The sequence below is a fragment of the Mesorhizobium sp. SP-1A genome (genome assembly GCF_032460275.1).
GTDB lineage: Bacteria > Pseudomonadota > Alphaproteobacteria > Rhizobiales > Rhizobiaceae > Mesorhizobium.
In genome coordinates this window covers 703,702-721,669 of record NZ_JAVXZD010000001.1, presented here as the reverse complement: position 1 = coordinate 721,669, position 17,968 = coordinate 703,702, and the positions used below count along the sequence as shown (strand labels likewise).

The 17,968-nt window shown below is 66.4% G+C and carries 16 protein-coding genes; 1 reads left to right on the top strand and 15 read right to left on the bottom strand.

From position 1 onward, the window contains the following. Window positions 1–231: 231 nt before the first annotated feature. From rpsO to QU595_RS03390, 13 genes are all read right to left on the bottom strand, one after another. Complete coding sequence (gene rpsO / locus QU595_RS03450; RefSeq protein ID WP_315919175.1) at window positions 232–606, bottom strand: 30S ribosomal protein S15; 375 nt, start codon at window positions 604–606, stop codon at window positions 232–234. A gap of 86 nt (window positions 607–692) precedes the next feature. Beyond that, a complete protein-coding gene (gene corA / locus QU595_RS03445) occupies window positions 693–1,790 on the bottom strand; it encodes a magnesium/cobalt transporter CorA (protein WP_315919174.1) in 1,098 nt (365 codons plus the stop codon). A gap of 102 nt (window positions 1,791–1,892) precedes the next feature. Continuing rightward, window positions 1,893–2,843, bottom strand: coding sequence for a tRNA pseudouridine(55) synthase TruB (truB, locus tag QU595_RS03440; RefSeq protein WP_315919173.1), 951 nt, complete (start codon window positions 2,841–2,843; stop codon window positions 1,893–1,895). After that, window positions 2,843–3,265: a 30S ribosome-binding factor RbfA gene (gene rbfA, locus QU595_RS03435; RefSeq protein ID WP_315919171.1), complete on the bottom strand. Its 423-nt coding sequence runs from the start codon at window positions 3,263–3,265 to the stop codon at window positions 2,843–2,845. Before rbfA ends, truB begins: the two co-directional genes overlap by 1 nt. A gap of 108 nt (window positions 3,266–3,373) precedes the next feature. Next, window positions 3,374–5,974 carry a translation initiation factor IF-2 gene (infB, locus tag QU595_RS03430; RefSeq protein ID WP_315919169.1) on the bottom strand — a complete coding sequence of 867 codons (2,601 nt, stop codon included), beginning with the start codon at window positions 5,972–5,974 and terminating at the stop codon, window positions 3,374–3,376. After that, window positions 5,971–6,621, bottom strand: coding sequence for an RNA-binding protein (locus tag QU595_RS03425; RefSeq protein ID WP_315920676.1), 651 nt, complete (start codon window positions 6,619–6,621; stop codon window positions 5,971–5,973). Before QU595_RS03425 ends, infB begins: the two co-directional genes overlap by 4 nt. Before the next feature lie 32 nt (window positions 6,622–6,653). Continuing rightward, window positions 6,654–8,252, bottom strand: a complete 1,599-nt coding sequence (gene nusA / locus QU595_RS03420) for a transcription termination factor NusA (protein ID WP_315919168.1) — start codon at window positions 8,250–8,252, stop codon at window positions 6,654–6,656. Window positions 8,253–8,295: 43 nt separating this feature from the next. Further along, complete coding sequence (gene rimP / locus QU595_RS03415) at window positions 8,296–8,931, bottom strand: ribosome maturation factor RimP (protein ID WP_315919167.1); 636 nt, start codon at window positions 8,929–8,931, stop codon at window positions 8,296–8,298. Window positions 8,932–9,112: 181 nt separating this feature from the next. Beyond that, entirely contained in the window at window positions 9,113–9,829 is a 717-nt protein-coding gene (locus tag QU595_RS03410; protein WP_410000469.1) for a tRNA (guanine(46)-N(7))-methyltransferase TrmB, read from the bottom strand. Between the two features lie 3 nt (window positions 9,830–9,832). Then, window positions 9,833–11,116, bottom strand: a complete 1,284-nt coding sequence (gene metK / locus QU595_RS03405; protein WP_315919165.1) for a methionine adenosyltransferase — start codon at window positions 11,114–11,116, stop codon at window positions 9,833–9,835. A 228-nt stretch (window positions 11,117–11,344) separates the two neighbouring features. After that, window positions 11,345–11,764 (bottom strand): helix-turn-helix domain-containing protein, encoded by a 420-nt coding sequence (locus QU595_RS03400; protein WP_410000468.1) that lies wholly within the window; start codon window positions 11,762–11,764, stop codon window positions 11,345–11,347. 144 nt (window positions 11,765–11,908) lie between these two features. Next, window positions 11,909–13,501 carry an apolipoprotein N-acyltransferase gene (gene lnt, locus QU595_RS03395; RefSeq protein WP_315919162.1) on the bottom strand — a complete coding sequence of 531 codons (1,593 nt, stop codon included), beginning with the start codon at window positions 13,499–13,501 and terminating at the stop codon, window positions 11,909–11,911. Between the two features lie 64 nt (window positions 13,502–13,565). Beyond that, window positions 13,566–14,036 carry a helix-turn-helix domain-containing protein gene (locus QU595_RS03390; protein ID WP_315919161.1) on the bottom strand — a complete coding sequence of 157 codons (471 nt, stop codon included), beginning with the start codon at window positions 14,034–14,036 and terminating at the stop codon, window positions 13,566–13,568. 66 nt (window positions 14,037–14,102) lie between these two features. Here QU595_RS03390 and QU595_RS03385 point away from each other — a divergent pair, with 66 nt between their 5' ends. After that, window positions 14,103–16,346: a heavy metal translocating P-type ATPase gene (locus QU595_RS03385; RefSeq protein WP_315919159.1), complete on the top strand. Its 2,244-nt coding sequence runs from the start codon at window positions 14,103–14,105 to the stop codon at window positions 16,344–16,346. A gap of 9 nt (window positions 16,347–16,355) precedes the next feature. On the opposite strand, the gene QU595_RS03380 is transcribed toward QU595_RS03385, so the two are convergent. Further along, a complete protein-coding gene (locus QU595_RS03380) occupies window positions 16,356–17,423 on the bottom strand; it encodes a hemolysin family protein (protein WP_315919158.1) in 1,068 nt (355 codons plus the stop codon). Between the two features lie 28 nt (window positions 17,424–17,451). Next, window positions 17,452–17,946, bottom strand: coding sequence for an rRNA maturation RNase YbeY (gene ybeY / locus QU595_RS03375; protein WP_315919157.1), 495 nt, complete (start codon window positions 17,944–17,946; stop codon window positions 17,452–17,454). Window positions 17,947–17,968 lie beyond the last annotated feature (22 nt).

Here is a 17,968-nt window from a genome sequence, read left to right as displayed (position 1 = left end):
AATGTGGACGCTTCCCCCTTTCCTGGCTTCCTTCGGGCAGCCACGGGCAAGACAACGGGAAGCTCGATTTCATGCGGCGGCGGCCGCGCCGAGCGTCCTGCAATCCTGCCCCATGACCGTCCATGGGGCGGTTCCTGGCAACCCTGTGCTGCCGGAAACCAGTCAGGCGGCCTTCCGGCCGACCAATGCGCGACCGGCGGGCCCTCGGTGAAGGCCCGCCGGTCGATTTCGTCAGCGGCGCAGACCGAGCTTGTCGATCAGCGTCTGGTAGCGCGCGTCGTCCTTGCGCTTGAGATAGTCAAGCAGGCTGCGGCGCTGGGAGACGAGGGCGAGCAGGCCACGGCGGGAATGGTTGTCCTTCTTGTGGTCCTTGAAGTGCTCGGTCAGGTTCTTGATACGCTCCGAAAGGATGGCGACCTGCACCTCCGGCGAACCCGTGTCGCCCTTGGCGGTGGCAAACTCGCCCATCAATTCCTTCTTGCGTTCGGCAGTGATCGACATCGTGCTTTTCCTTATATGTTGGAGGAAACGGGACGCCCACGGCCGGGATGTCGTCCAGCAGGGGCCGGTGCACATCGCGTAAAACAGCGCGATGTTGCGGCGCATATAGTGCAATTCATTGCAAAAAGCCAGCCCGATTCCGCAAGCCGGCTTTGCGGCCCGCATCTGCTCTCGCCAGAAGCGAGGAAGGACTACAGCCATTTCTTCCATTTGAAATAGCTGAACAGTGCGACCGCCACCAGGAACATGAAGATCAGCGCGGCGGGATAGCCGTAATAGGAATGCAGTTCCGGCATGTTCCAGGGCGACGCCTGGCTATCGAAATTCATGCCCCAGACGCCGACCAGGAAGGTCAGCGGGATGAAGATGGCCGAAACGATGGTCAGCACGGAGATGACGTCGCCGGTGCGCGCCTGGCTGAGCGACAGGTGCATGTCGATCAGGCCGCTCAGCGTGTCGCGCTGCGTCTCGACCAGTTCGATCAGGCGCACCGCATGGTCGAGCGTGTCGTTGAAGAAGACCTTGGTCTCCGGCCGCACGAAGGGCTCGTCGTTGCGGATCAGCGCCGCCAGCGCGTCCCGCAAGGGCCACAGCACGCCCTTCAGCGTGAGGATCTCGCGCCGCATCTGGTGAAGCTGCTGCATCTGGGGCTTTTCCGGATTGCGCAGCACGTCTTCGTCGATCCTGTCGATGTCGTCGCTCGCCGCATCGACCAGCGGAAAATAGCTGTCCACGATGGCGTCGATCAGGGCGTAGGCCAGATAGTCGGCGCCGCGCGAGCGCAACCTGTTCGGCTCGGAGCTTTCGATGCGGCGGCGCACGGGATCGAAGGGATCGCCCTGACGCTCCTGGAAGGTGACGACGAATTTCTCGCCGAAGAAAACGCAAATCTGCTCGTAGCGATGCTGGGTCGCGTCATCGATCATGCGCAGCACCACGAAGGCATGGTCGTCGTAAAAGTCGGCCTTCGGCCGCTGGCCCGTGTTGACCACGTCCTCCAGCGCCAGCGGATGCAGGCCGAAGATCTTGCCAATCTCCCCGATCAGCGTGACGTCGGCCAGGCCGACGCAGTCGAGCCACAGGACCGGCCAGCGGTCGGCGTGCCGGACGATGTCGGACAGGCCGGCGTTGCGGATGGTCTTGAACCTGTCCGGCGAGATGAGGGTCAGGCAGAGTTCGGTCGGGTTTGCGTTGGGATCGGCAATCAGCGTGCCCGGGGACGCGCCGACCGGCAGCCTGCGTACCCCGGACAGCGTACCGCGCCTGCCCGCCCTGCCTGTTTTCGCCATGCCGACCTCAGTTGCCCGTTCCGGCCAAACTTACAGCGTGGCGTTCACATGTCACCCGGCCCAAAATGTCACTTGGCCCCAAAAATCACCCGGCCCCAAAAATCACCCGGCAAAGACGCGCTTGGGCTTGAACATGCCCTGCTCGATGGCGCCGATGGCCACGAGCCGGCCGCGTGCCGTCACGCAAGCCTCTTCCGCCTCGACGGGGGCGTCGCGCCCGCGCACGATGACCGGATTGCCGAGCCTGATCTTGTGGGCGGCGTCGTCGCCGACGACGATCTGAGGCAGGCATTCGAGCGCGAGCGAGGTGTCCAGCAGGAAGCCGTCGAGTGCGGCATAGCGGTCGGGCGCGGGCATCTCGCCCTCCTCCGGAGGCGCAGGCTTCGCCGCCTCCAGTTCCTCGATGGTGACGAAATCCTCGGCCGTGAACGGCTCGACCACGGTGCGCCGAAGGTCGGCGATGTGGCCGAAGCAGCCGAGGTCGCGGCCCATGTCGCGCGCCAGCGAGCGCACATAGGTGCCCTTGCCGCATTCGACCTCGAACAGGGTTCGGCCGTCCTCATGCGCGATGATGTCGAGCCGGCCGATCTCGATCTCGCGCGCCGGTATCTCGACCGTCTCGCCCTCGCGGGCAAGGTCATAGGCGCGCTCGCCGGCGATCTTGATGGCGGAGAATTGCGGCGGGGTCTGCATGATGACGCCGGTGTATTTGGGCAGCAGCGCACGGACATCGTACTGTGAGGGGCGGTTGCCGGAGCTTTTCGTGACCGGCCCTTCGAGGTCGTCGGTCGAACGCTCCTCGCCCCAGGCCACCGTGAAGCGATAGACCTTGGCGCCGTCCTGCACGTAGGGAACCGTCTTGGTCGCCTCCCCCAGCGCGATCGGCAGCATGCCGGAGGCCAGCGGATCGAGGGTGCCGGCATGGCCCGCCTTCTCGGCCTGGAACAGCCATTTCACCTTCGAAACGGCCTCGGTCGAGCCCATGCCCACCGGCTTGTCCAGGACCAGCCAGCCGGAAACCGGCCGGCCCTTCTTCTTACCGCGCCGCGCCACTAGTTCTTGTCCTCGTCTTCCTGCCCGCCGTCATCGTGGCCCAGATCGCGCGCGACCTCGGGCGAATGCAGCAACTCGTTGATCTTCTGGAAATTGTCGTAGCTGGTGTCCAGCCGGAAGCGGAACTCCGGCATGTATTTCATCTGCCTCAGCGCCGGCGACATGCGCCCGCGGATGAAGCGGGCATGGCGGTTGAGCGCCGAAATCACGGCGGCATCGTCCCTTGCGCCGAGCGGCGCCACGAAGGCGGTGGCGATCTTGAGGTCCGGCGACATGCGCACCTCCGACACGGAAATCACCGTGTTCTCGATGAGGTCGTCGCTGACCTCGCCGCGCTGGAGCAGATCGGACAAGGCATGGCGAACCTGCTCGCCGACGCGCAGCATGCGCTGGGAAGGTCCGGAATTGGCAGAACGGGGCATGTCTATCGGTCCTGAAATCGTGCGGCGCGGGTTCAAACCGCGCCGCATGTTTCAATGGAATATGGAGCGGCCGACCGGCCGCCTTCGCAGTTTGTCTCCGGCGGGCGCCTAGAGCGTACGCGTCACCATCTCGACGCGGAAGCACTCGATGACGTCGCCGACCTGGATGTTCTCGTAGTTCTGGAAGGCCATGCCGCATTCCTGGCCGGCCGGAACTTCCGGAACCTCGTCCTTGAAGCGCTTCAGGGTCTTCAGCGTGCCTTCGTGGATGACGACGTTGTCGCGGATCAGGCGCACGCCGGCGCCGCGCTCCACCTTGCCCTCGGTGACGCGGCAACCCGCGACCTTGCCGACCTTGGTGATGTGGAACACCTCCAGGATCTCGGCATTGCCGAGGAAGGTTTCGCGCCGTTCCGGCGACAGCAGGCCCGACATCGCATCCTTGATGTCATCCACGAGGCTGTAGATGATGCTGTAGTAGCGGATCTCGGTGTCGGCCTGTTCGGCGGCGGTGCGTGCCTGCGCATTGGCGCGCACGTTGAAGCCGATGATCACGGCGCCGGACGTCTCGGCCAGCGACACGTCCGTCTCGGTGATGCCGCCGACGCCCGCATGGACGATGCGCGCCCTCACCTCGTCGGTGCCCAGCTTCTCCAGCGCGGTGACGATGGCTTCGATGGAGCCCTGCACGTCGCCCTTGATGACCAGCGGGAATTCCTTCACGCCGGTCGCCTGCAACTGCGACATCATCTGCTCCAGCGAGCCGCGCTGGCCGGCATGCTTGGCGACGGCCTTGTCGCGCGCCAGACGCTGGCGGTACTCGGTGATCTCGCGGGCGCGGGCTTCGTTGTTGACGATGGCGAAGCGGTCGCCGGCGCGCGGCGTGCCCTGCAGGCCGAGCACCTCGACCGGCATGGAAGGCGGCGCCTCCGCGACATGCTCGCCACGGTCGTTGACCAGCGCGCGCACGCGGCCCCATTCGTTGCCGGCCACCAGGATCTCGCTCGGCAGCAGCGTGCCGGTCTGCACCAGCACGGTTGCAACGGGACCGCGGCCCTTGTCCAGGCGCGCCTCGATGACGACGCCTTCGGCGGTGCGGTCCGGATTGGCCTTGAGGTCGAGGATTTCGGCCTGCAGCAGGATCGCCTCCAGCAGCCGGTCGATGCCCTGGCCGGTCTTGGCCGAGACCTCGACGTCCAGCACCTCGCCGCCCATCGATTCCACGAACACCTCGTGCTGGAGGAGCTGCGTGCGCACCTTCTGGGGATCGGCCGACGGCTTGTCGACCTTGTTGATGGCCACGATGATCGGCACGCCGGCCGCCTTGGCATGGCTGATCGATTCGATCGTCTGCGGCATCACGCTGTCGTCGGCCGCCACCACCAGGACGGCGATGTCGGTGGCCTGGGCGCCGCGGGCGCGCATGGCCGTGAAGGCGGCGTGACCGGGCGTGTCGATGAAGGTGATCTTCTGGCCGTTCTGCTCGACCTGATAGGCGCCGATATGCTGGGTGATGCCGCCCGCTTCGCCGGACACCACATTGGCGTGGCGGATGGCGTCGAGCAGCGAGGTCTTGCCGTGATCGACGTGGCCCATGATGGTGACCACCGGAGGCCGGGACACCAGGTCCTCGGGATTGTCGGCGATGTTGAACAGGCCTTCCTCGATGTCGGATTCGGCAACGCGCTTGACGGTGTGACCGAATTCTCCGGCAATCAGTTCCGCCGTGTCGGCGTCGATGACGTCGCCCGGCTTCATGATCTGGCCCTGCTTCATGAAGAACTTCACCACGTCCACGGCGCGCTCGGACATGCGCTGCGCCAGTTCCTGGATAGTGATGGTCTCCGGGATCGTCACTTCGCGCACGACTTTCTCACGCGGCTCCTGGTGCATGGCGCGCTTGAACTTCTCCTGCCGCCGGCGCATGGCCGAAAGCGAGCGGGAGCGCGCATCGCCGTCCTCGGACGAGAGCGCGGTGTTCAGCGTCAGCTTGCCGCGGCGACGGTCGTCGTCGGCCTTGCTCTTGGCGGGACGGGCAGCTTCCGGCGTAACGATGCGGCGCGGCGGCACCGCGGCGGCGCCGCGGCCGGCGGTGCGCGCCTTTGGCTGCTCTTCCGCGTCCGCGGCGACTTCCTCGGCCGTCTGGGGCGCACGGCGGCGCGCCTCTTCCTCGGCGCGGCGGCGCGACTCGGCCTCGGCCTGGATGCGGGCCTCCTCCTCCGCCTGCCGGCGGGCGGATTCCTCGCGCTCGCGCTTGCGGCGCTCCTCTTCCTCGACGCGGCGCTTGGCGTCCTCGGCCGCGCGGGCGCGATCCTCGGCCTCGCGGGCCTGGGAACCCTCGAGCGCGCGGCGGCGCGCTTCCATCTCGCCACGCGACAATTCGTTCAGCACCATGCCGCCGCGCTCCGGCGCGGCAGGCTGCGCCGGGCGACGCGCTTCCTGCTGGACGGGCCTCGGGGCGGGAGCGGGAGCGGGCGTCGGGGCGGGAGCGGCGGGCTGCCGCGGCGCGAAGACGGTCTGCGCCGTCGGCTCCGGCTTCTCGCCGGGCTTCACGAACTTGCGCTTGGTCTCCACAACCACCGACTTGGTGCGCCCATGCGAGAAGTTCTGCCGCACGGTGCTCTGCTCCACACCGGGGCGCTTCAACGTCAGGGTCTTCTTGGGCGTCACGCTCAAAGTCTTGTCATCGCCCGATTTCGTATCGCTCATTCCAAATCCTCTGCGGCGTCGTCTGCGCCGGCAACGGCCGCAAGCATTGCCAGATCGTCCGGGGAACCGCCCCGGTAGCGGTCGAGCGCAACCATGCGCTTGAGAGCCGCCCTGCCCGCGTCTGTCGCGAGAACGGCAGCATGTATCACATTTGTGCCCCCCAATGCCAAACCCAATTCGGCTTCGGCAAAAAGTTTGTAGGCGGGAATGGCCGGACCGCCCAGATGCACCATGGCGCGGCGCGCCTGGGTGATCTTGCGTATGCCGTCTTCCGCGCCCTCGAGGGCATGCAGCACCAGTATGGCCTTGCCGGACCGCACCGTGGTCTCGACCTTGGCCGCGCCCAAGGCAACGGCGCCGGCCTTGCGCGCCAGCCCCAGCGATCCGAGCGCGGCCCTGGCCAGAAGGCGATCGACCATGGCTCCGAGATCGGGGGGCACGGCCACCTGTCGCTTGAAGGCGCGGGCAAAATGCCCCTTTGCGGCGGCCTTGTCCACATGTAGGCGCTGGGCGCTCACCCAGCAACCGCGGCCGGGCAGGTTTCTCTTGAGATCGGGGACGACGGCCGAATCCGGGCCGACCACGAACCGGATCAGATCATCCGGCTCGGCGGTCTTCCTCGTGACGATGCAGGTGCGATCGTTCATCTCGGCCAAGGGTCGCTCCGAAGGGCCTCATGTCACGCGCCGGCAGCTTCGGCCTGCGCGGCCTCGGCTTCGGCCTGAGCCTCTTCCTCGGTGATCCAGCCGGCCTTCAGGCGGGCGGCCAGCACCATCTGCTCGGCATCGGCACGGGAAACGCCGTGCTCGGCCAGCACGCCGGGGAACACCTTGGTCTCGCCGTCCTTGCGCTCCTTCCAGCCGACGAGGTCGTCGGCGGCATAGCCGGCGAAATCCTCGACGGTCTTCACGCCGTCCTCGCCGAGCGTCACCATCATCGCGGTGGTGATGCCGGGAATCTCGCGCAGTTCGTCCTTGACGCCGAGTTCCTTGCGCTTGGCGTCGTGCTCGGCCTCGATCTTCTCCAGATATTCGCGGGCGCGGGTCTGGATCTCGCTGGCGGTGTCCTCGTCGAAGCCGTCGATGGACGAGATTTCGTCGGCGTCCACATAGGCGACTTCCTCGACGCTGGTGAAGCCTTCGGAAGCCAGCACCTGGCCGACCATCTCGTCCACGTCCAACGCTTCCATGAACAGGTTGGAGCGCTCGACGAACTCCTTCTGGCGGCGCTCGCTCTCCTCCTGCTCCGTCAGGATGTCGATATCCCAGCCGGTCAGCTGCGAAGCCAGGCGCACGTTCTGGCCGCGGCGGCCGATGGCCAGCGACAGCTGGTCGTCCGGCACCACCACCTCGATGCGCTCGGCGTCCTCGTCAAGGACCACCTTGGCGACTTCCGCCGGCTGCAAGGCGTTGACGATGAAGGAGGCGGCCGAAGGCGACCACGGGATGATGTCGATCTTCTCGCCCTGCAGTTCGCCCACCACGGCCTGGACGCGCGAACCGCGCATGCCGACGCAGGCGCCGACCGGGTCGATGGAGCTGTCGCGGCTGACCACGGCGATCTTGGCGCGCGAACCCGGATCGCGGGCGACCGACTTGATCTCGATGATGCCGTCATAGATCTCCGGCACTTCCATGGTGAAGAGCTTGGCCATGAACTGCGGATGGGTGCGCGACAGGAAGATCTGCGGGCCGCGCTGCTCGCGGCGCACGTCGTAGACATAGGCGCGGACGCGGTCGCCATATTTGTAGTTCTCGCGGGGGATCAGCTCGTCGCGGCGGATGATGGCCTCGCCACGGCCGAGATCGACGATGACGTTGCCGTATTCGACGCGCTTGACCGTGCCGTTGACGATCTCGCCGATGCGGTCCTTGTATTCGTCGTATTGGCGGTCACGCTCGGCCTCGCGCACCTTCTGCACGATGACCTGCTTGGCCGACTGGGCGGCGATGCGGCCGAAATCCATGGGCGGAAGCTGTTCGGCGATGAAGTCGCCGACCTGCGCGTCGGGGTTGCGCTCGCGCGCCGAAGACAGCGCGATCTGGGTGGCGTAGTCCTCGACGTTCTCGACCACTTCCATCAGCCGCTGCAGCTTCATCTCGCCGGTGTTCGGGTTGATGTCGGCGCGGATGTTCGTTTCCTGACCGTAGCGCGAGCGCGCCGCCTTCTGGATGGCGTCGGCCATGGCGGCGATGACGATGCCCTTGTCGATCGACTTCTCGCGCGCGACCGCGTCGGCGATCTGCAAGAGTTCGAGCCTGTTGGCGCTTACAACCATTTTCGTCTCCCTGAGCGAGCCGCCGCCTTGCGGCGATGCCCGATCAATCTTCAGCTTCGTTGTCTTCTGCTTCGGTTTCGTCTTGAGCGCCGTCTTCGGAATGGCGCTTCTTCGCTTGCTTGCGAGCCCTGTTGTCCTTCGACAGTGCGTCGCGAATGAGGTCGTCGGTGAGGATCAGCCGCGCTTCGGCGATCGCGTCATAAGGAACGCGCACCCGCGGCTCCTCGCCGAAGACGGCCTGATCGCGCTCGATCAGCACGCCTTCGTCGTCGGCCTCGGCGATGCGGCCCTTGAAGCGCTTGCGATCCGCGACCAGCGTCGACGTTTCCATCTTCACCAGATGGCCGGTCCAGTCGCGGAAATCCGACCTGCGCACCAGCGGCCGGTCGATGCCGGGCGAGGACACTTCCAGATGATAGGCCTTCTCGATCGGATCGTCGACGTCCAGCGCCGGCGAGACCGCGCGGCTGACCTCTTCGCAATCCTCGACGGTCATGGTGCCGTCCTCGCGCTCGGCCATGATCTGGAGCGTCAGGCCGTTCTGGCCCGACAGCCGCACCCGCACGAGCCGGAAGCCCATGCCCTTGAGCACGGGCTGCACGATGTTGGCGATGCGCGCGTCGATGCCGCTTTCGCGGATGATGCGATCGTCGCCCGTCTCGCCTGTGGTTTCCGTCATGCGGCTTCCGTCACCAGTGTCGTCGTTTCTGTTCCAGCGGCCATTCGTCCGGCAGGAAACAAAAAAGAGCGGGACCGGGTGGACCCACTCTTCGTCATACCGACCAAGAATTTAGGGGTGATATAGACGATTGCGCAGCCTCTTTCAAGCCTGTGCTTGATCGACCGCGAAGGCGCGGAGCTCACGCGCGCAGGAAGGTGAGATAAGCCGGCCGCCGCCCCTCGCGCAGGGCCTTGGCCTCGTAGCGCGTGCCCGGCCAGCCTTCATAAGGCCGATGCCAGTCCGAAGCGTCCGCCGCCTGCCACTGGAAGGCGCCGTGCGCGCGGCAATGGAGCAGGGTCCAGTTGACGTAGCTGTCGATGTCGGACGCGAAACAGAAGCGCCCGCCGGGTTTGAGGACGCGGGCGAAGCGGTCGAGATTGGCCTTGCCGACGAAACGTCTTTTCCAGTGCCGCTTCTTCGGCCAGGGATCGGGATAGAGAAGATCGATGGCGTCGAGCGAGGCTGCCGGCAGCCAGTCGAGGAGGCGCACGGCGTCGTCGTCATAGACCCTGAGATTGTGCAGCGGCCGTTCGGCCAGCGCCTTCATCATCTTGGCCATGCCGTTGACGAAGGGCTCCACGCCGATGAAGCCGGTGGCCGGACGGGTCGAAGCCTCGTGCAGCAGGTGCTCGCCACCGCCGAAGCCGATCTCCAGCCGGATTCCCGAAACCTCCGCGGCGAACAGGCCGGAAAGACCGGCGGGAGGCTCGACCGACAGATCGAGCCGAAGGCGGGAAAGTCCCGCCTCCAGCGCGGCCGCCTGCTGCGGCCTGATGGTCTTGCCGCGGCGCCGGCCGAAGAATGCCTCGCTTGCCCGGCTGCGCCTGGGTTCGGTTTCCACGGCAGGCTTCGCCATCGATCAGGCGGCGAGCGCCTCTTCCCTGGAGACAGCGTCGCGGATCGCCTTGACGAGATCGGTCTTCTCCCAGGAGAAGGAACCGTCCCGGCCCGGCTTGCGTCCGAAATGGCCGTATGCCGTGGTCTTGGCGTAGATCGGCTTGTTGAGGTCGAGATGGCGACGGATGCCGCTCGGCGACAGGTCCATCACCTCGCGCAGAGCACGCTCCAGCGTCGGCTCGTCCACCTTGCCGGTGCCGTGCAGATCGACATAGATCGACAGCGGCTGCGCCACGCCGATGGCGTAGGAGAGCTGGATGGTGCAGCGGTCGGCCAGCTTTGCGGCAACCACGTTCTTGGCGAGGTAGCGCGCGGCATAGGCCGCGGAGCGATCGACCTTGGTCGTGTCCTTGCCGGAGAAAGCGCCGCCGCCATGGGACGCCGCGCCGCCATAGGTGTCGACGATGATCTTGCGTCCGGTCAGGCCGGCGTCGCCGTCGGGACCGCCGATGACGAACTTGCCGGTCGGGTTGATGTACCAGTTGCAGTCATGCGCGATCTTGAGGTCGCCCAGCGCCTCGCGGATGTAGGGCTCGACGACCTGGCGCACCTTCTTGGAATCCCAGCTTCCGTCGAGATGCTGCGTCGAGAGCACGATCTGGGTGACCTCGGCGGCCTTGCCGTCCATATAGCGAACGGTGACCTGGCTCTTGGCGTCGGGGCCGAGCTTGCCGGCCTCGCCCTCGCCCTTGTGGCGGGCGGCGGCCAGAAGCTCCAGGATCTTGTGGCTGTAGTAGATCGGCGCCGGCATCAGGTCGGGGGTCTCGCGGCAGGCGTAGCCGAACATGATGCCCTGGTCGCCAGCGCCTTCCTCGCCCTGGCGGTCGGCGGCGTTGTCCACGCCCTGGCCGATATCGGGCGACTGGCCATGCAGCAGAACGTCGATCTTGGCGGTCTTCCAGTGGAAGCCGTTCTGCTCGTAGCCGATGTCGCGGATCGCCTTGCGGGCGACCGAACGGAACTTCGACGGGTTGACGACGGGATGGCCGGCGGCATCCGTGACGATCTTGCCGTCCTTGTCCTTCTTCAGAAGGGTCTCGGGGACACGCACTTCGCCGGCGATGACGACGCGGTTGGTGGTGGCCAGCGTCTCGCAGGCGACACGCACTTTCCACGGATCCATACCGGTCTTGCGGGCTTCGCGGTAGACCAGATCCACGATCTCGTCGGAAATGCGGTCACAAACCTTGTCAGGGTGGCCTTCGGATACGGATTCCGAAGTGAAGAAATAGTTCTGCCTCGTCACGGGTGTCCCCTCTTGAAAGCGGCCCGCCATGGGCGGACCTTGGCGCGCCACGTGTTAATGGCGACTCCGGGGAGTCGTCAAGCGCAAGCCGCCTCTGCGGCGTTCAAAACTGCCGGCCATAAAGAAAGATTTTACCAATCGTCGGGCAGCAAGCGGCCGGATTCCGGCTTGCGGGCCCTTCCAGCGGCAAGCGCCCTCCCCATCGGGACGCTTCGTCGGAAAAGCCGTTTAATCGCCTTCCTCGTCGGAAAGCGACTTCACGAGATCGATGATCCGGCGGCGGATCTTGGGGTCGCTGATGCGGGTGAACGCCCGGTTGAGCTGAAGCCCCTCGGGCGTGGAACAGAATTCGGCGGCATAGGACATCGAACTGTCCTCCGCGAAACCACGGCCGCCGGCGGATTCCTGGCCCGGGGCGTCCTCGAAGAAAAAGGCCACCGGCACGCCGAGGATCGACGCGATGGCCTGGAGCCTGCTTGCGCCGACGCGGTTGGTGCCCTTTTCATATTTCTGAATCTGCTGGAACGTGATGCCCAGGCTTTCACCGAGTTTTTCCTGGCTCATGCCAAGCATATTGCGACGCAGCCGGATGCGGCTGCCGACATGCGTGTCGATCGGATTTGGCTTCTTCTTGTTTTCTTCCACCATTTTTTCCTCGCCGATCTAACGGCTTATCTGTTCTTGTCTTGGTCGCCGGAATAAAATCGGCGGCCCCAGTCCCTCTCGTCCGACCGCCACGCTTCATATTATACTGTGAAGCGGCTACAATATGAATTTCTAATATATCAGCTGTCAATTCGCCCGTAGCCTTCGCCGAACGGTCGTGGCGAATGCCAGGACGGCAAACACCATCATTACGGCGTAGCCGTTGATACCCCGCTGACCAGGCGAAATGGTAGCTTGCCGCGATATCGGCACATGAGCATCGATCACCCCCCTTGCGTCGATCGCCAACGCGTCGATTACCCGCCCCCGGGAATCCACCACCGCGGAAATGCCGTTATTGGCCGCCCGCAACAAAGGCATGCCGTTTTCGGCCGCCCGCACCTGCGCCTGCCGGAAATGCTGGTAGGGACCAGGCGTGTTCCCGAACCACGCATCATTCGTGACATTCAAGATAATATCACCTGACGCAACGTCAACTCCCACCTGGCCGGAAAAGATCGCCTCGTAGCAGATGAAGGGAACGCCCCGGATGCCGCCCGGCAGCACGAGCGGATGGCGCTGCGTTCCGGCCGAAAGCGACATCGGACCGGCGACGAACTGGTCGATGCCGAGCCGGTGGAACAGGCCTTCCAGAGGCATGTATTCGCCGAAGGGCACAAGATGGACCTTGTCCACCGCGTCCGCGATCTCCCCGCGATCGTTTATGGCGACGACGGAATTATAGTAGCGCTCTTCGCCGCCGCCCGATGCCGCCCCCTCCTCGCGGATCGCGCCGGCCAGCAGCATCTGCCCGTCCGCCAAAATGTCGCCAAGCGCGGTCAGGGCGTCGGGCCGTTCCGTGAACAGGAAGGGGACGGCGGTTTCGGGCCAGATGATCAGCTGCGGCTTCGCGCGGTCCTTCTGCGGCGGCTGCGACGACAGCGCCAGCATGGTGGCGAAGATGCGGTCGCGCACCGTGGCGTCCCACTTTTCCGCCAGGTCGACGGAGGGCTGGACGATGCGCACGTCGAGCTGCTTCGCGCCGGCCGGCTCGGGCGCGGCCAGGCGCAGATAGCCGAAGCCGAGATCGGCCGCCACGATCAGCACCGCGAGCACCGCGCCGAGGCGCAGGTGGCGGCGGCTGACCAGCAGGGCCGGCATGGCGAAGACGAAGACGGCGAGCGCGTTCATGCCGTTCATGCCGACCACGGAAACGCCCTGCATCATCAGCGGCACCGGCATCGCGGCGTAGCCGATGGCGTTCCAGGGGAAGCCGGTGAAAAGGAAGCCGCGCAGCCACTCGGCCAGGGCGAAACCGAAGGCCAGCGCCGCGATGCGGCCGATGCCGCCGCTCCACATGGCGCGCGCCACCACAACGGCAAAGCCGTAGAAGATGGCCAGCACCAGGGGGATGCCGATGACGGCGAAGGGCAGCGCCCAGGCGAAACTGTCGGCCTCGACCAGAAGCGCGGTGCCGATCCACCACAAGCCGGCGAGGAAATAGCCGAAGCCGAACCACCAGCCGACGGCGAAGGCAGGTCGCAGCCGCCTGAGCGCGCCGGCGCCGGGGTCGCCGGCGGCGCCGTCGATCAGCAGCACCAGGACGGGAAAGGAAACGAAGCAGGCGGCGAAGAAATCATAAGGCGCCTGCCCCAGCACGGCCAGCGCGCCGGCCAGAAAGGCCACCAGCGCCCGGCGCCATCCCCAAAGCAGAATTATACGGCCGCCAAGGCGCTCCATCGGGCTCTCACGTCGCGCGAATCACGCGGCCGAAGATATATCAGGCTCCAAACGAGGATGGAACTTATGCCGGGGATTCGCCCCGCGTGCCGGCTGCCGCGGCCTTGGTGTCGCGATGGTGGTGCCTGCAAAGGCCATGGTCCGCCATGATCTCGATGACCCGGCACTCGGCGATCCTGCCGTGCTGGCATCCCGCCACCATCCTCTCCAACTCGGCCTTCAGGGCGGTGAGGCTGGCGATGCGCCGGTCCACCTCCGCCAGCCGGGCGCGCGCGATGCCGTCGGCCTCGGCGCAGGATTGCTGCGGCCTGTCCTGCAAGGCGAGCAGGGTGCGGATGGCCTCTATCTCGAAGCCGAGCTCACGCGCATGGCGGATGAAGGAAAGCCGCTGAAGGTCGGCGTTTTCATAATGCCGGCGGTTGCCTTCCGTGCGCGACGGCGGCGGCAGCAGGCCGATCTGCTCGTAGTAGCGGATGGTGGGAACCTTCACCCCGCTTTCCCTTGCGGCATCGCCGATGGAAAAATTTCCGGACATCAGCCCTTGCTCCTCTAGTCGCTAGAGGAAGTAGTGTCTCGGCGGACCAATGCAAGGAGCAGGATGATGGCCGAGTCCGTTACCCAGAGCCGATACCGCGCCGAAGGCATGGACTGCGCTTCCTGCGCGGCCAAGATCGACACGGCGGCGCGGCGGGTGGCAGGGGTCGAGGACGTGTCGGTCTCCGCCACGGCCGGCACCATGACGGTCAGGCACAGGGCCGGCAGCGACCTTGCCGTCCTCGAGCGCAAGGTGACGGGCCTCGGCTACAAGGTGTTTCCGCTCGCGCCCGGCGCGGCGGCGCAGGCCGGGCCAGCCCCGACCTGCGCTCATGCTCACGGGCATGAGCACGGTGCCCCCGAGCGCAATGAACACAACCATGGCGCGAGCCATTCCGATGCCCCGCCGCAGGCGGCCGCGCCCTCTGCCGCCGCGGCCAGGCCGGTGCCGTGGTGGCGGTCACGCAAGGCCCTGCTGACCATTGCCAGCGGCCTGGCCCTGGTGGCAGCGTATGGCATCGGCAAGGCCTTCCCGGCCGTCGAAGGCGTCGCCTTCCTCGTCGCCATGCTGGTCGGCCTGATGCCGATCGCCCGGCGTGCCGTCATGGCGGCGCTTTCGGGCACGCCCTTCTCCATCGAGATGCTGATGACGATCGCCGCCGTCGGCGCGGTCTTCATCGGCGCGACGGAGGAAGCGGCGGCGGTCGTCTTCCTGTTTCTGGTGGGCGAACTGCTGGAAGGCGTGGCCGCCGGCAGGGCGCGCGCCAGCATCCAGGGCCTGACGCAGCTCGTGCCCAATACGGCGCTGGTGGTGCGCGACGGCAGGCCCGTCGAAACACCCGCCGAGGAGGTGGAGGTGGACGCGGTCGTGCTGGTGCGTCCCGGCGACCGCATCGCGGCCGACGGAATCATCGTTTCGGGCGAAAGCACCATCGACGAGTCGCCGGTGACCGGCGAAAGCACGCCGGTCCGCAAGGGTCCGGACGCCACCGTCTTCGCCGGCACGGTGAACGGCGACGGCGCCCTGCACATCAAGGTGACGGCGGCGGCTGCGGACAACACCATCGCCCGCGTGGTCAAGCTGGTGGAGGAGGCGCAGGAATCCAAGGCGCCGACCGAACGCTTCATCGACCGCTTCTCCCGCTACTACACGCCCGGCGTCGTGGTCGTGGCGGCGCTCGTCGCCATCGTGCCCCCACTCGCATTCGGCGGCGCATGGGACGCATGGATCTACAAGGGCCTCGCCATCCTGCTGATCGGCTGCCCTTGTGCGCTGGTCATCTCCACTCCGGCGGCGATCGCGGCCAGCCTTTCGGCCGGCGCGCGGCGCGGCCTTCTGATGAAGGGCGGCGCGGTGCTGGAAAATGTCGGCCGGATCACCGCGGCCTGCTTCGACAAGACCGGAACGCTGACAGAGGGAAAGCCCAAGGTGACGGACGTCGTCGCCTTCGCGACACCCGAGGCGGAAGTGCTGAGGCTCGCCGCGGCGGTCGAGGCCGGGTCCAGCCATCCGCTGGCCAGGGCCATCCTCGCCCGTGCCGAGGACGAAAAGATCGAGGTGCCGGCCGCCGCCGACGCCAAGGCGCATGGCGGCAAGGGCGTCTCGGCCATGCTGGACGGGCGGGAAGTCTTCCTCGGCTCTCCCGCCGCGACTGCCGAGCGGTCCCCGCTTTCGGCCGAGCAGACGGCCCGCATCGCGGCGCTGAACGACGAGGGCAAGACGGTGTCGGTGCTTCTTTCAGGGAGCGAGATCGCCGGCGCCATCGCCATGCGCGACGAGCCGCGCCCGGACGCCCGCCCCGGCCTGAAAATGCTGGCCGACGCCGGCATCAAGACGGTGATGCTGACCGGCGACAACCGCCGCACCGCCGAAGCCATCGGCCGGCAGCTCGGCATCGAGGTGCGTTCAGAACTCCTGCCGCAGGACAAGCAGGAGATCGTGATGGACCTGAAGAAGCAGGGATTCAACGTCGCCAAGATCGGCGACGGCATCAACGACGCGCCGGCGCTTGCCGCCGCGGATGTCGGCATCGCCATGGGCGGCGGCACCGACGTCGCGCTGGAGACGGCGGACGCGGCGATCCTGCACGGACGGGTGGCGGATGCCGCGGGAATGGTGGAGATCTCGAAGCGGACGATGCGCAATATTCATCAGAACATCACGATCGCGCTCGGCCTGAAAGCGGTGTTCCTGGTCACGACCGTCGTCGGGATCACCGGGCTGTGGCCGGCCATCCTGGCCGATACGGGTGCGACGGTGCTGGTCACGGCCAATGCGATGCGGCTCCTGGCTTGGAAGCCGCAGGCCTGAAACGCCGGATCAGGCCTGCTCGGCGCGGATCGGCCTGCGCCGGCCGCCTTTCTGGTTCTGCACGATGCGCACGCGCTTGACGCGGCGCGGGTCGGCGTCGAGCACGTGGAACTCGAAGCCCGGAATGGCCTGCACCACCTCGCCGCGTGCCGGCACCCGCCCCAGCGTGTTGAAGATCATGCCGCCTATGGTGTCGACGGACTCGCCATGCTCGCCGGCGGCGAAATCCTCGCCGATCATCTTGGCCACGTCGTCGATCTCGGCCTTGCCGTCGACCATGAACACGCCGTCGCCGACGCGCGTGATCATCGGCTCGTCGTCGTCATGCTCATCCTCGATGTCGCCGACGACCATCTCGACGATGTCTTCCAGGGAGGCGAGGCCGTCGGTGCCGCCATATTCGTCGATGACCAGCGCCATCTGCGTGCGGGTGGCCTGCATGCGTCCCATCAGGTCGGACGCCAGCATGGAAGGCGGCACGAAAAGCACCGGCCGGATCAGGTCCAGTTCGCCGATGGTGCGCGAAAGATCGACGCGCGTGAGGTCGAGTTCGGTCGCCGCGGGCGCCTTGCGCGAGGCGCGGCCCTTCTTCACGCGCGCGACGCGGTTGATGTGGGCGAGCGCGTCACGGATGTGGACCATGCCGCGCGGATCGTCCAGCGTCTCGGAATAGACCGGCATGCGCGAATGGCCGGAGGATTCGAACACGCCCAGCAAATCGCCGAGCCTGGTGCCGATCTCCACCGCTTCGATGTCGGCGCGCGGCACCATCACGTCCTCCACGCGCACCTCGCGCAGCCGCAGGATGTTGTTGAGCATGGCGCGCTCGCCGGGCGAGAAGGATTCCGCGCCGCCTGCCGCCTCGGCCAGCGCGTCGGCGATTTCCTCGCGCAGGCTGGTGCCGTTGCGGTGCCTGAACAGTCCGAGCACGCGCCCGAACATGGAAGGTCCGGCGGAAGACGGCTCTGCCGACGCGCCGGACTGGGTACTCGAACTCGGGTCTTCTTCAGGCTTGCCTGAAGCCTTTGGTGTGCTGCCGGCGTCCATCTGGGCGGCAGTCTCTGGTCTCTCGTTCATCTCGTTCCGGTCGGTTGCTGACTTTTAGTTACGCGTAGGGATCGGGAATGGCAAGCCTGGCCAGCGCCGCGCGCTCGACCGCTTCCATCTCTTCCGCTTCCACGTCCGTCTCGTGATCATACCCCAGCAGGTGCAGAAGGCCATGCATTACCAGATGTGTGATATGGTTCTCGAGCGGCTTGGCTTCCAGTTCCGCTTCCCGCGCCACGGTTTCGGACGCCAGCACGATGTCGCCCAGCATCGGCGGCAGCGGACCTTCGCGGCTTTCCGGAAATGCCGGAAAAGACAGGACGTTGGTGGGCTTGTCCTTGTCGCGCCAGTCGGCGTTGAGCTTGCGGATCGCCGCATCGTCGGAAAAGACGACGCTCAGTTCCGACCGGCCGGCGCGGCCGGTCCCGGTCTCGGCGAAAACGGCGGCGGCCGCGCGTTCGACCAATGCCGTCAGTTCGGCCTCGTTCGGCCACGCACCCGCCTCGACGAAAAGATCGATGTCGAGCGGCGCGTCTGAAAGCGTCTGGTTCATCGGCGGTTTTTCAGGTCGCCGC